Origin of the sequence: Daejeonella sp. H1SJ63, assembly GCF_029360775.1 — a bacterium.
GTDB lineage: Bacteria > Bacteroidota > Bacteroidia > Sphingobacteriales > Sphingobacteriaceae > Daejeonella.
The window spans coordinates 1-14407 of sequence record NZ_JARKMZ010000005.1; the positions used below are offsets into that span (position 1 = coordinate 1).

Genomic DNA, 14407 nt, shown 5'->3' on the forward strand with positions numbered 1-14407 from the left:
TTTTTTCTATTCAGGCTATCTAAAATCTATGCCTAAATTTTCTATCCCCCCAACTTTTCGTCATGATCCGACTTTTGGGTGTGATCCGGGATACTTAAATGATTAAAATAAAATAAGCTCCTGATGGGCAGGAGCTTATTTAAACTAACCAATTATAAACCTGTTGAATAAGGTTTGCTGTAAGGGAAGGAGTCGAACCTTCACGAAGCAGTTATTTCCCTGTTACGGTATTTCCCAGATCTTCGCCACCGAGACGAGGAGGTGTGTCTGCCAAATTTCACCACCTTACAGTGTGTAAGCAATTGTTTTCCGTTTGCTTGATACGAATGTAAGTAAACATCCAATTCGTTGCAAATATTTCAATGATTTATTTTAATTTTTATAATTATGTTAAAATAAATTGATTTATTGATGAAATTTTTGAATATATCCGGATTTTTTGAACTTAAAATTTCGAACCTTGTAATTATACCGCTTGTCTTAAAATAAAATAAGCTCCTGATGGGCAGGAGCTTATTTAAACTAACCAATTATAAACCTGTTGAATAAGGTTTGCTGTAGGGGAAGGAGTCGAACCTTCACGAAGCAGTTATTTCCCTGTTACGGTATTTCCCAGATCTTCGCCACCGAGACGAGGAGGTGTGTCTGCCAAATTTCACCACCCTACAGTGTGTAAGCAATTGTTTTCCGTTTGCTTGATACAAATGTAGACAAAATGAATATTCGTTGCAAATATTTTAATGATTTATTTTAATTTTTAATAATTCGATAATAATACTGCTAAAATAATGAATATTTGATAATTTAATATCAATTTTCAGGGCTCAAATTTTAAACCTATTAATAAAATGGTCTGAAGAAAATACCGCTTGTCTTAAAATAAAATAAGCTCCTGATGGGCAGGAGCTTATTTAAACTAACCAATTATAAACCTGTTGAATAAGGTTTGCTGTAGGGGAAGGATTCGAACCTTCACGAAGCAGTTATTTCCCTGTTACGGTATTTCCCAAATCTCCGCCACCGAGACGAGGAGGTGTGTCTGCCAAATTTCACCACCCTACAGTGTGTAAGCAATTGTTTTCCGTTTGCTTGATACAAATGTAGGCAAAATCAACATTCGTTGCAAATTTTTTAATAAAATATTTTAATTTTTACCATAGTAATAAGATTACTGCTTTTTTAATACATTTTCAGCAATTTAATATTAAATTTTCAAGCTCAAATTTAAAACCTGTTAATAAAGAAGTAACAATGACTTAGCCGGAATTCCTGAAATAAATAAGCTCCTGATGGGCAGGGACTTATTTAAACTAACCAATTATAAACCTCATGGATAAGGTTTGCTGCAAGGGAAGGAGTCGAACCTACTCTGAATTTTCCTTTAAATGCATTCCCGGATTTTAAGCTCAGGGATGTAGAACTATGCCCGCCTGATTTTGGTGCCTTACAGTATGTAAACAGGCCTGTTTCACCCGCTTATTACAAATGTAAATTAAGCCCCTATTTCTTACAAATAGTTTAAATCCCTATTGCAATTTTTACTCAAATAATAATTATATTGCGATATTATTAATATTTCATCAATTCAATATGGAAAATCGCAGCCAAAATTTCGAACTTGACAATCTTGACATACAGATACTATCCATACTTATGGAGGATGCCACAATTCCATATACAGAAATTGCAAAAAAACTGATTGTATCCGGTGGAACGATACATGTGCGAATGAAGAAGATGCAGGACATGGAAATAATCAGTGGTTCGCATTTAATAATCAATCCACAGAAGATCGGATATGATATCTGCGCTTTCTTAGGAATTTACCTTGAAAAAGGCTCTCAGTATAAAGATGCAGTTGAAAGCCTCAGAAAAATCAAAGAGGTAGTTGAACTGCATTACACAACCGGTTCATACAGCATGTTTGCAAAAATCATCTGCAGAGATACCAATCATTTAAGACAAGTACTGAATGAAGATATACAGGGTGTTAAAGGCATACAACGTACCGAAACTTTAATCTCTCTGGAAGAAAGTATCAAAAGACAAATCACCCTGGAATGAAAAAGCCCCGAATAAATCCGGGGCCTTTTACTGGTATATAATTGGTTTGTTTATGCTTGTTTATATAAAACACTTTTAACCGCCTTCACTACCTTTTCAGGATTTGGAATGGCTTCTTTAATCAGTGTAGGTGCATATGGCAGGGGAACGTCTGCACAGGCAACACGAAGTACAGGTGCATCCAGATAATCAAATGCATCTTTCTGAACCTTAAATGCAACCTCAGTTGCAATTGAACCTAATGGCCATGCTTCTTCAACAAATACCATACGATTTGTTTTTCTTACTGAAGCGATCACAGTGGCATAATCAATCGGACGAATAGTACGAAGATCGATTACTTCTGCATTAATTCCTTCTTTTGTCAATTCCTCAACTGCAGGCATAACTGCTCTTGAAAGCATTTTACCAAAAGTAACGATGGTTACATCCGTACCCTCCTTAACAATATGGGCCTTACCAAGCGGAAGATAATATTCTTCTTCAGGAACTTCTCCCTTATCACCGTACATCACCTCTGATTCCATAAAAATTACAGGATTCGGATCAATGATTGCTTGCTTAAGCAAACCTTTTGCATCATAAGGATTTGATGGAACAACAACTTTTAATCCCGGGCAGTTTGCATACCAGTTATCAAAATTTTGTGAGTGCTGAGCACCCAGCTGACCTGCATTCCCTGTAGGACCACGGAAAACAATCGGACAAGAAAACTGGCCGCCACTCATACTCAGGATCTTTGCTGCTGCATTAATTACCTGATCAATAGCAACCAGAGAGAAATTGAAAGTCATGAATTCAACGATTGGATTCAGACCATTCATTGCTGCACCAACACCTATTCCGGCAAAACCCAATTCAGCAATCGGGGTATCTATAACCCTTTTTTCACCGAACTCATCAAGCATTCCCTGGCTCACCTTATATGCTCCATTATATTCAGCAACTTCCTCTCCCATTAAAAAGATCTTCTCGTTTTTACGCATTTCTTCATTTAATGCTTCACGAAGTGCCTCTCTGAACTGTATTTCTCTCATTTGTAAAATCAATTTTTGGAACGCAAATATAAGTTTAATGTTTGAAAATTAAACCTTTTAATAAAGCAAGCAATTCATACCCTCTTTGAAATATAAATATTTGGATTTTGAATTAATTTTGGCTGATTTTGATATAAATCATAAAGAGCATTAAACTTCAGGATATATTTAGTTAATAAATTATCCTGCCTGTTATTATTAATTACTTCGATCTGTTATCGTCGGCAAATTCCTTTAAATGAACAATAGGAACAGGAATCTGGGTTAGTAGTTTGCCTGAAAGGAATAGAGGGATCAAACAATTCTCCAATTTTCTCCTTCAGCCGGCTCAGAAACTCCTGCTTAAATTCTGCCAGATTCTCATCAACAAGAAGAAAATCTACTCCTCTTCCTGCTTTTTTTGAAAACAAAGTGCCCGCATCTAAATTCTTAACTGTGTACAAATGCGGCTCTACTGCATCAACACCTCTGCACTGCTCATATACATAGGTATAAAATAAAGTTTGCAGCAATGCCTTATTCTGATCTTTACCCTCTTCTGCAAATAAGCTTTCAAAATCCCTGAACTTCAGATTGTCCTTACCTGTTTTATAATCTACAATACGGATTTTCCCATTATGTAAATCAACCCGGTCGATAATTCCCATTAATCTGACCTGCTCTTCCTTTCCTTCAACCTCAATACTCAGCAAAGTAGTATATGCATCTTTTTCTTCCAGCTCACGAATTGTAAATGGTGCAATAGAAGCATCATGATCTAAGACCCTGATAGCATACTGCTCAATTACCTTTATTAAAATTTGCTGCAGGGCCGTTTGTTTATGAAGCTTATTTGCCGGATCGAGTTTCATCATTCCGGCCATCGCATTCATGCACATCTCCGGCAAAAGTTTAGCCCGCTCTTTGATCTCAGCCTCTCTAATCTCCATGCCAATAAAATCAGCATAAAATTGTTCCATTACATCGTGAACCATTGTACCCACCATATGCGGACCGATCTGATCAGGGAGGTCGTTTGGCTCTTTCAATCCAGCTATTTTACTGTAAAAGAACTTCAGCGGGCAACTGATATAATCTGTGAAGGCAGATGCAGAGATTCTTTTTTCATATTTTACCGTTGAGTTGCGCTTCAGATACTTATTCAACATGTCGAGTACAGCTCCCTTTTTCTCAACTACAATACTCTGCAAACCTGCATGTTCCACAGACTGATTCTGTTGCAAAACATAGCTGAACTTACAGGATGTTTCGAACTCAAGCTGCTTAAGAAATCTGCTTTCCTCACGAACACCCATCTCATCAGTAATACCATTATATACCAGTGTTACCTTTTTTGCATGATGCAGCAAGCGGTAAAAGAAATAGGCAAATATGGAGTTTTGATTTTCCAGAACCGGTAAGCCAAAAGCGCGTCTCACATTATCCGGAATAAAGGATGCCGTAATGCTGACTTTAGGAAGCACTCCCTCGTTCATCCCCAGCACAATGAGTTCATCAAAATCAAGACAGCGGCTCTCCAATAGCCCCATAACCTGCAACCCCGATAAAGGCTCTCCATCAAATGGGACTGATAATCCGGCAAGTGCACGTCTGATTGTTTTCATCACAAATCCCGCACTAAGCTTTTCGGCAGATTTGTCGTTCATCAGCTCTTCAAAACTGTCTGATAGTACATTCAGTGTTTTAACGGCTTCAGCAATCAGCAAACTTTCCAATTTACGTATCTCTGAAACCTGTTTAGAGATAATTAACAGCAAACTGCCTAGTTTTTTTATTGAATCAGTCGGATTTGCATATTTCGAAAAGGTCAGTTCAGACTTTTGTCCGCCTTTACTTAATTCCTCCAGAGTAAATCGTGTCTTCTTCTGTTCTATGATCTCTTTATGAATTGCAATCCTCTGTTCAGGCTCAATTCCAATCAGCGGATTGAATATATAGGTAAGTACGGGGGCAAAATCGATCATCGTCCCGTCGCCCGATGCAATCTGCTCCTGAATATCAAGCCATAGATCGCATAATCCAAACACAGCCGATTGCTCAAAGGGATAGCCCATGGTAATGTTCAGATCTTCATCATCAAGCGTTTGCAATACGGGTAATAACAAACCTTCATCTGCAAGAATGATAGCCCTTGAATCAGAATTTTCAGGTTTTAACCTCTCAGGCAAGAGAGAAGGAAGAATTTTTCCCTGAGTAATATTACCTAAAGTCTGCACAATTGTAAACTCCTTTTCAGGGTCGTTTATACGATTTTCCCTGATTTCAAATTGATTATGCAAACCAAGCGAATCAATGTTACGTCTGATGAAATGACCGGCTTCCTGAAGCGGATTCTCATAATAATGTTCATCCGCATCAAAATAGAACGAACATTTGCCATCATCCTGCCATTTCCTGAACAACACTTCCTCGGCTTTCGACAAGGCATTAAATCCTGCAAAGACAACATGACTGAACTTTTCAATGAAATGAGGATTACAGTTTACTCCCTCAGCCAGATTGCGGTACATTCTGGCGCTGCTCATCAGATTATTTTCAGCCAGCCTGGCATGAAAATTTTCATACAGAAGCGGCATTCTGTGCCACATCTCTATAAATTTCTTCTGAATCTCACTTTGCTTTTCGGGCGAAAAAGAACCCCAGAAGCTTTTCATGAATTCAAGCTGCTCTTCATCAAAGTTTGGAAACTGATGCTGCAACTCGGCTATACTACCTATAAGATTGAATACTTTACCGGGATCAGCCAGATAATAATCAATCTGTGAAAAATCAGAAACAATAATTTCTGCAAGAGGATAAAACACATCAGCACTAACGGTTTTTCTTCCGTCTTTAAGCAGCAGCTTATTATACTCAGACAGAAGTACAAAAAATTGTTTCAACTGAGAGGCAGTAGCCATAGATACCGACTCAGCAAAAAATTGCTGAATCGTAAAAAAATGCGGGCTCCATACCGGTTTACCGCTTATTTCAGCAAGATATTTTTTTAAAAAAAGCTGTGGCCTTTTATTATTGAATACAATGGCCACATGTTGTATATCGTTCCCAAACCGGTTCAAAAGATCTGATGCCAGGCGGTATAAAAATTTTCCTTCTGAATTGCTGTTCACCATGATCACACTTTTTGAAGTTTACGCCCCTCAGCATACCATAAATAAGCATCCACTTCTTTAAATTCATCCATTTTTAACAGATTATCACGATAAAGACTGATATCTACAATGTATTTACTGTTCTCGGCTCCGAACTTAAAGTCAAGCAATACCACCCGGTCTTCAAACACAAACAGCTTGTCGGGCCGCTTAACTATTCCCAACTCAATAATCATATCCTTTTCGCTGATCACAGATTTTGCAGTTTCAAACCATTTTTTAATCTCTTCCTGCTTCAGAATATCCTCCACATCCCTCCTGATTTCTTCCTTTTCACTTTCGCGAATAAATCCTTCCTGAATTTTTTCTGCAATCAGCTTATCCAGATCATTCTGCGATACCAGAAGCTCAAGAAGCTTATGCAGTACCACCCCTTTCCGTTGCTTTGAATTAAACCAGGAATCTTCATTGCGGCTGTTCCTCCTGAACCTTTCTGTAAGCCCCTCATTTACTGGATATGAAGGAATAATCAGATGCTTATGCTCAGCGGCAGTTTGCTTAATCTCTGGTAAAGAGAGTAAGCCAAAAGAAAAACTATTTTCCGCTTCATCAAAAACCAGATCAGCAGTCTGCTTTCCCTCAAACATTTGATGCAAAATAAAATGCAGCTCGTTTGGCGGACCGCTTTTACCATCCTTTTTCTTAACCGGAGTTTTAGGACAAATGAGACAGAGATAATCCTTTGCACGGGTTGTTGCAACATAAAGAGCATTCAGTTCGTCCATGTAGTTCAACAGCATTTCGTCAAAGAAATCACCAGCAAACACTGTTGAGGCCAGATTTTTATTATAATCAACAGGAAAAGAATTGAATTTTTCAAACCCGGCCTGATCTGCTCCAACCCATATCAGTTTTCTTTTACCTCCGGTAGAATATTCGTTAAGCTTCCAGTTAAGGAAAGGAACAATTACCGCCCCAAATTCCAGTCCCTTGGATTTATGAACCGTCATAAGCTGCACAGCATCCTGATTTTCTGAAGATGGAAGAGCTTTTGCCGAACCTTCAGTATCCCACCACTTCACAAATGCATCAATCCCGCGATCGCCAACTGATGAAAACACTGCTACCTGATCGCGAAAGGCCAGCAAATATGGAATATAACTTTCTGTGCTTCCGCCTCCAAGGTGATATATCTTAATCAGTTTCTCTGTCAGTTCATTGACCGGCAGATAGCGGAATGAATTAAATGACGTACATAATTCAGCTGGTAAAACTTCTGTAAAGGAAGAAAGAGGCATATTGGAGAAACTGATCCAGGTATCAGTTTCGAGAAGAATTTCTTCACTTTCAGGATTCAGTACCTGATACCATAACCGGGCACATTCGGCCTTATAAATTCCACTTTCGGGTTCATGGACTGACAGCAAACGAAAGGTACTGATCAATAGCTGAACAGCCGGATTATTGATAATCTTCAGTGCCTCTCCTGAAATAATCTGAAATGGTTTCCCTGCTGCCCTGCTTAATCTTTCCTGATTACTTTTTTCAAAAACACAATCCAGAATCTGCTGAGCCTCAGTATTCTTCCTGACCAGGATACCAATATCTTTCATAGATACCCCCAGCTCAAGCAGTTCAATCAGTTTTTCAACTGTATATAAAGCCGCGGGGCCATGCACTTCTTCCACATCAGCTTCCTCATCCTTCATGAAAAATTTAATTTCAATCTTTCCTCCGGCAGGCGTATCCTCTGTCATCTTCTGACAACTGCCTTCATAAGCTTTCCGGATCAGGCTGCTCTGCTCCTCCCGGAAAGGAAGAAGGTAATCGGGTGCGGTATCAGCAAAAATATCATTTAACTGATTCTGTAAAATCTCCGGCAGCGATTCGTATAAGAAATTATTGAACCTGATAATATTTGCAGAACTCCTGCGATTGAATTCCAGAGTTTCCTCATTAACATTTAAAGTGCTCAGATCCTGTTTAACCTTACTGTGAAGAATACGCCAGTCGCCGTTCCTCCAGCGATAAATAGATTGCTTCACATCGCCAACCACCAGATGATCTGCATATTTCTCTACAGAACTTTCAGCAATGGCATTCTGCAGGAGGGGCATAAAGTTCTCCCATTGAAGTGTACTTGTATCCTGAAACTCGTCAAAAAGAAAGTTTTTGAACTTGTTCCCTGTTCTTTCCCAGATGAATGATGGATTATGAGCATCCTTCCCGGTAACACCTTTCAATAAGCTCTGGGCGTCTGAAATGAGCAACAGCTTTTTATCTGAGCGATAATTAGTGAGCAGCTCTGACATGCCCTGCATCAGGCGCAAATATGGACTGTTCTTATTGATCGCGTTGTAGGTTTCAAACATTACTATACCTGAATTATAATAATCCAGGAGATCCCTCAATAATGGACTGATTCTGTTATACAATTGTATTAAGGCTGATGTATCTTTCAGCTTAGTGTTGGGCCACCGATCAAAATTATCTGCAAAATCTTCAAAAGACTTAATGATCAGGAGCTCACCTGTAATAATCTTATTTAATCTTGAAAGCGGGTTTTTCGACTTACCGTTCAGATCATCCGGTTCAATACCTGAAGCATCAAAGATCTTTTTAATCTCAGTTGCCCTCCTTGTAATTTCATCCCTGAATTTAGTCGTCTCTGCTTTGACCGTTTTATGCAGCCTGTTAAACTCCCCAGATTTTTCATCTGCCAATCCCTTCATTGCCTCATCAAAAGAGCTGTAACGTTCTTTAAATATTTCATCTGCCAGGTCAAGCAAAGCACGGTGATAGTTCCAGTCATTTCCATCACTGATCCTGTCAATTGCAAGATTCGTTACCCAGTTAAGCAATTCTTCATCATTCTCAAGATGAAGATTCAATGCCTCAACAAGATCTTCTTTAACCTTGTTATGATTCATTTCCAGCTTATATCCGCTGTCGAGATTCAGCTCAAATGCAAAACTCCTGATCAGCTGCTGTACAAAACGATCAATGGTACTGACAGAAAATCGGCTGTAATCATGGAGGATACTGCTGTATATTTCAGATGCTCTCTGACGAATATCCTTGTCGCTTAACTCAGGGTAAACAGCCTGAAGTACCCGGCCGAACTTTGATTTTTGATAGCCCGTCAATGCCAGCTCCTGAAGAGAACCAAGAATCCTATCCTTCATCTCGGCAGTTGCCTTATTGGTAAAGGTAACAGCAAGAATTTCGCGGTATTTACCCTTCCCGCTAAAGAGCAGAGTCAGGTATTGCGCCGTAAGTGCAAAGGTCTTACCTGAGCCGGCAGATGCACGAAGTAATTTAACTGCTTTTTGCTGAGACATGTTTATTCCGGTTAGGGCATCTTCAGATCGCCAAAGGGCATAATAAATGATCCCGAAGAATTACTAAAATATTGAATTTCCTCTCCAATCAAGCATCTGATTGCTTAATTTAAAGAGGAGCAAAAAAGCCGGCAAAATCAGAATTCTGCCGGCTGAAATATGATAAGAAGCAAGGCTTCTCTTATTGAATTATCCCATCTCCATTCTTAAATGCAGAATTTACCGTAACCGGAAGCTTGCCACTGGCCTTTATTTCGCCTGTAATAGTTCTGAATGTAGCGCTCTGTGCCTGTTCGGTATTCTGATAATTCATGATCAGTGTTTTAGCTGATTCTATTCCGGGTAATCCCGCAAGGGCATAAGGATTAGCGAAAATATTGAACAAACTATTCATTTTTGCCAGATCGGCGATGAACAGCTTTAAGCCCTTATTATAATCCAGCACAGGAGCCGGACGTCTGCGCAGGTCATGAATATTGACAATGATCTGCTCATAAGACTGCAATTCCCTCTTCACATTCTCAATCTCTGCATCAGAAATATCCTTCGGCAGAATATAATTCATTGAGTTACTGAACAAAGGTTTCAGGGATCTTTGAATAGCAGTGATTTCGGGCGACCCTAAGGTTAAAATTGCGGTCTTTTTGCTATAATCAATATTGCGGATCTGCGAATCGCTGTTCAGAACGGTTACTGCAGCATCGGCAAGCTGCTGATTCAGTACTCTGGCCTCAGGACGATTCAGATCTGAAACAATATTATATGGATTTACATACTGCCTTTTATCAAGACCTGACCAGTATTTTGCATAAAGCACTTTTCTGATACTGGAATTTAACTGCTCTCTACTTAATTCTTTCTTCCTAACTGCTTTTCTGACAAGTTTAACTGCTCTTTTAGAATTAGTTGATAATTCAATCACATCAAGTCCTGCGATAATTCCAAGCACATCACCCTCACCATTTGGATAAAACTTAGCTACCCCCTTCATCTCCATGGCATCAGAGAAGATCAGTCCTTTAAAACCCAGATCGTTTCTCAGCATTCCGGTCACGATAGGTTTTGACAATGTAGAAGGTAAATTCGGAGTCTTATCCAATGCCGGAATATTCATATGAGCTACCATAAATCCGGAAGCACCCGACTTTACTAATTCCTTAAAAGGATACAGTTCCAGCGAATCAAGACGTTCGCGGGTGAAAGGAAGCTGAGGAAGATCGTGATGAGAATCCACATCTGTATCACCATGTCCCGGAAAATGTTTAACACTAACCAGTACATTATTCTCCTGCAAACCTTTCATGTAGGCATTCACCTTATCTGCCACTTTAAACTTATTATCGCCAAATGAGCGGAAACCGATTACAGGATTTTTGGGGTTATTATTAATATCTGCAACAGGTGCAAAATTAACCTGCATACCAATCCGCTTAAAATCCAGGGCAATCTGCTTACCCATTTCAAAGATCAGATCATTATTCTGAATAGCCCCAAGTGTCAATTGGTAAGGATAGGAAATGGTACTGTCGAGACGCATGCCCAAACCCCATTCTGCATCCATCGCAATCAATAAAGGGACTTTAGATACAGACTGGTACCGGGATGTCAGTGCAGCCTGTCTTGCCGGTCCGCCCTGAAAGAAAACCAGTCCGCCAATTTTTTCCTTTGAAATAAGTGCTGCAATTGAATCTTCAAATGCCTTGCCCTTATCAGTATGTGCTCTGACCATGAAGATCTGGGCAATACGCTCGCGCTTGCTCAACTTATTAAAAACAGAATCGACCCAGGCATTCGGCTTATCGATCCCGTCAATAAAGGATCCCCGGTTCTGAGCAATACCCAACAAGGGGCTTATCATGCAGACAATAATGAAAATGTGTTTTAAATTTTTATACATGTGCAAAGCTGTTCAATATTTTGGGTACGAAATTATGATTAACAAAGAGAATTATAGCTATGAGGAATAATAAAAATGAAATACCAAGACTGAGTGTAATACTGAAGAGCCAAACCGAAAACCTGTCGCCGAGCCGCTTATCCAGATAATGAAAAAAGTAATAAATCAGCACTGCGCTGGTTATTGCATAGCTGATAAACAGAATTAGCCATAAAGTAATCATCTTTTAAAGATTGTACATTAATGAATACAGTACTGAAGCAAAGGTACCTCAAAAAAAGGAGTCTTTGGCACAGATTTCTTTTTGGCATCATATTTTGTACTGTAGGGTATATATTAAAAAAAAGGCTATGAAAAAGTTAATTATTGCAGCAGTGTGTATTTTATTTGCCGGAGCGGCAAATGCACAAAAGATTGGGATTAAAGGCGGTTTGAACCTTTCCAATATTATCAAAACAGGAGACAATAATTTCAGTACCGACTTTAAACCAGGTTTGAATGCCGGTTTGGTTCTGGAAATACCGATTGTGAAGACTTTCTCATTCGAACCTGAGCTAATGTTCTCGCAAAAAGGGTATAAAACTTCGGGTACAAGCCTGCTTGGCGGACCAAATGAGTACAGTGTAACTACAAACTTCATCGAGGTTCCGATTCTTGCCAAGTTCAATGCATCTGACAGATTCAGTATAGTACTTGGGCCTCAGGTTTCATTCCTGACTTCCACAACCGAAAAATTTACTGAAGGCTCTTCCAGCTACCAGAATACCATCAGGGAAGAAAATGACCGCCTAAAGAAAAGTCTGGCAGGTGGTGTAGCCGGATTTGGAATTGTGTTGAGCAAACAACTGGATTTCCATGCACGCTATGCTCTTGACTTCCAGAAGAACAATGAAGACGGAACGAGCGAAACACCGATCTATAAAAATCAGGTAGCGCAATTCGGACTCGCATTTAAATTTAACTAACCTGTGAAAAATAATAAGGAGCACTCAGATCGGGTGCTCCTTATTTTTAAAGTTAATCAGCCCTGCTCAACTGAAATCTCAGTGAACTGCCAACCTTTATCAGACTTGCTTAATTTCAGAAAAAACTTATAAGTACCCGTAATATCCATGGTACTGCCATTGATCATACCTATACCCTCCAGGTTAAAGTCAGAGGTAACCGTAGCCTCAGCCCCTTCAACCTTAAATGATTTATTAACTGCAGTACAAGCTTTAATTTCATAAACTCCCTGCGTAAATGCTCCGATAATAGCTGATTTATCCAGTGTACTCCCTGTTGGTTCATACATTTTACACTTATCAGAAAGGTATTCAGCCAGTTTCGCCTTGTCTTTTTTAACAGTTGCCACAGCAAAACTGTCAACCAATGCTGAAAGCTGAGCCTCATCTCCCTTTACAGGAGCTTGAGAATAAACTTCTGTAAAAGCAAAAACCGCAAGCAGGAAAATAACTATTCTCTTCATCTACGGATTATAAATTTTGGGTTATTTCAGAAGACATTGGTGTAACCGCAGAACGGAATCTTCTGATCAGCTTTCCATTTTCATCGATCAGGAATTTTTCAAAGTTCCATTTAATATCACCTGTAAAATCAGGATTCTCAGCAGTGGTAAGATATTTGAACAATGGATTGATATCATCGCCTTTTACACTGCTTTTTTCAGCCAATGGAAAGGTAACCCCAAAATTCTTCTGACAGAATTCTTTAATATTTAAATTCTCGCCCGGCTCCTGTCCGCCAAAGTTATTAGCAGGGAAGCCAATTACAATCAGCTTATCCTTGTATGCATCTGCAAGCTTCTGAAGATCCGCATATTGCTTTGTAAATCCGCATTTTGAGGCAGTATTCACTATAAGTATTTTTTTGCCTTTGTACTTTTTAAGATCAAGATTCTTTCCGTCAATATTATTCAGCTTATACGTATAAATTGATGGCGGAGCCGAAAAGAACAGGGTGAGTACCAGAATTAATGTTTTCATGTTATAAAATTAGTTTCTTACTGAATTATAAATGTGTGATAATTAAATCGATTTCAAATAAAAATATGAAAAAACCTGTAATAAATCCGGAGTTCAAGCTTGTTAATAACAATAACGGCTCAAATGATTTTTAATGCCATAATATAATTCTCAATTGAATGCTCCGGCATAATTTATAAACACATTTTTGTTAATTCAATCTCCAGTCTGTCGAAATTCTCTTCGTTTTTATCGACTGCAAATGCTTTTACTTTTCTGCATTCCTCTGCCGAGTTAAAAAGCATTTTAAAAACAAGCCTGGTTTGATTGTCATCTGTTTCCTCAAATGTTGCGAGCACCTGAAACAGAGGCATTGAATAACGTTTCCAGGCAATAAGCGAGGGTTTTTCGATTTTTATAAATTCGCATTCATTGGGATAATTCCCTTTGTCGGGTCCGTACATGATAAAAGAATAGCGATGCATCGCTATGTTAAACATTAAAAAACGGTCTTATAAGGAAATAACCATAGAGTTTGGAGTTAAAATCGCTTTTTGGAATATATTGGGAGAACCCGCTTGTGCTCATGTTCAATTATCCTGGTTGCCTGAGTTTATTTTGTTTTAACTAAGTCAATAAAGCGGGGATATATTGGCACGGGCGGGGACGCTCGCGCCAGCAGCGGCAGCAGCGATTTATGATGAAGTAGAATTAGGGTTATTTTTATCAAAAATTCGCCGGAAAGGCTCCAGATTATGGCCTATAAAATCCTCAGGAAACTTTTCCTCACCAGGCAATCCCACCGGTAGGTTTTCATCATTTGATGGCCAGTAACTGGTGCGGAAAATAAAATCCCAGACACTCAGCGTAATTCCATAGTTAAAACCATGAGGATGGCTTGGAGGGAGGTGTTTGGCATGATGCCAAAGGTGCATCTGCGGACCGTTAAAGAGATATTTCAATTTTCCGAGCGGGATATTCAGGTTAGCATGCCCCAACTGACCTGCAATTA

At 39.1% G+C, this 14407-nt stretch carries 11 protein-coding genes; 2 read left to right on the top strand and 9 right to left on the bottom strand.

Features of this window, described 5'->3' with window-relative positions:
* The first annotated feature begins 1590 nt into the window (after window positions 1-1590).
* Window positions 1591-2064, top strand: a complete 474-nt coding sequence (locus tag P2W72_RS01890) for an Lrp/AsnC ligand binding domain-containing protein (protein ID WP_276359176.1) — start codon at window positions 1591-1593, stop codon at window positions 2062-2064.
* Between the two features lie 50 nt (window positions 2065-2114).
* Here the strand turns inward: P2W72_RS01890 and P2W72_RS01895 are convergent, their stop codons facing one another.
* The 5 genes from P2W72_RS01895 to P2W72_RS01915 form a co-directional block, all read right to left on the bottom strand.
* A complete protein-coding gene (locus P2W72_RS01895) occupies window positions 2115-3101 on the bottom strand; it encodes a pyruvate dehydrogenase complex E1 component subunit beta (protein WP_276359177.1) in 987 nt (328 codons plus the stop codon).
* A gap of 215 nt (window positions 3102-3316) precedes the next feature.
* Entirely contained in the window at window positions 3317-6214 is a 2898-nt protein-coding gene (locus tag P2W72_RS01900; protein ID WP_276359178.1) for a PD-(D/E)XK nuclease family protein, read from the bottom strand.
* Window positions 6215-6216: 2 nt separating this feature from the next.
* Entirely contained in the window at window positions 6217-9534 is a 3318-nt protein-coding gene (locus P2W72_RS01905) for a UvrD-helicase domain-containing protein (protein ID WP_276359179.1), read from the bottom strand.
* A gap of 181 nt (window positions 9535-9715) precedes the next feature.
* Window positions 9716-11392, bottom strand: coding sequence for a glycoside hydrolase family 3 N-terminal domain-containing protein (locus tag P2W72_RS01910; RefSeq protein WP_276359181.1), 1677 nt, complete (start codon window positions 11390-11392; stop codon window positions 9716-9718).
* Between the two features lie 31 nt (window positions 11393-11423).
* Window positions 11424-11654 (bottom strand): hypothetical protein, encoded by a 231-nt coding sequence (locus P2W72_RS01915; protein ID WP_276359183.1) that lies wholly within the window; start codon window positions 11652-11654, stop codon window positions 11424-11426.
* Between the two features lie 127 nt (window positions 11655-11781).
* Here P2W72_RS01915 and P2W72_RS01920 point away from each other — a divergent pair, with 127 nt between their 5' ends.
* Entirely contained in the window at window positions 11782-12396 is a 615-nt protein-coding gene (locus tag P2W72_RS01920; RefSeq protein WP_276359184.1) for a porin family protein, read from the top strand.
* Window positions 12397-12452: 56 nt separating this feature from the next.
* Here the strand turns inward: P2W72_RS01920 and P2W72_RS01925 are convergent, their stop codons facing one another.
* The 4 genes from P2W72_RS01925 to P2W72_RS01940 all read right to left on the bottom strand — a co-directional run.
* A complete protein-coding gene (locus P2W72_RS01925) occupies window positions 12453-12899 on the bottom strand; it encodes a nuclear transport factor 2 family protein (protein WP_276359185.1) in 447 nt (148 codons plus the stop codon).
* Window positions 12900-12906: 7 nt separating this feature from the next.
* Window positions 12907-13416 (bottom strand): glutathione peroxidase, encoded by a 510-nt coding sequence (locus P2W72_RS01930; protein WP_276359186.1) that lies wholly within the window; start codon window positions 13414-13416, stop codon window positions 12907-12909.
* A 173-nt stretch (window positions 13417-13589) separates the two neighbouring features.
* On the bottom strand, window positions 13590-13895 hold the full coding sequence (locus P2W72_RS01935; RefSeq protein WP_276359187.1) for an SRPBCC domain-containing protein: 306 nt from the start codon (window positions 13893-13895) through the stop codon (window positions 13590-13592).
* A 195-nt stretch (window positions 13896-14090) separates the two neighbouring features.
* On the bottom strand, window positions 14091-14407 hold a 317-nt coding region (locus tag P2W72_RS01940; RefSeq protein ID WP_276359188.1), incomplete at its 5' end, for a sterol desaturase family protein.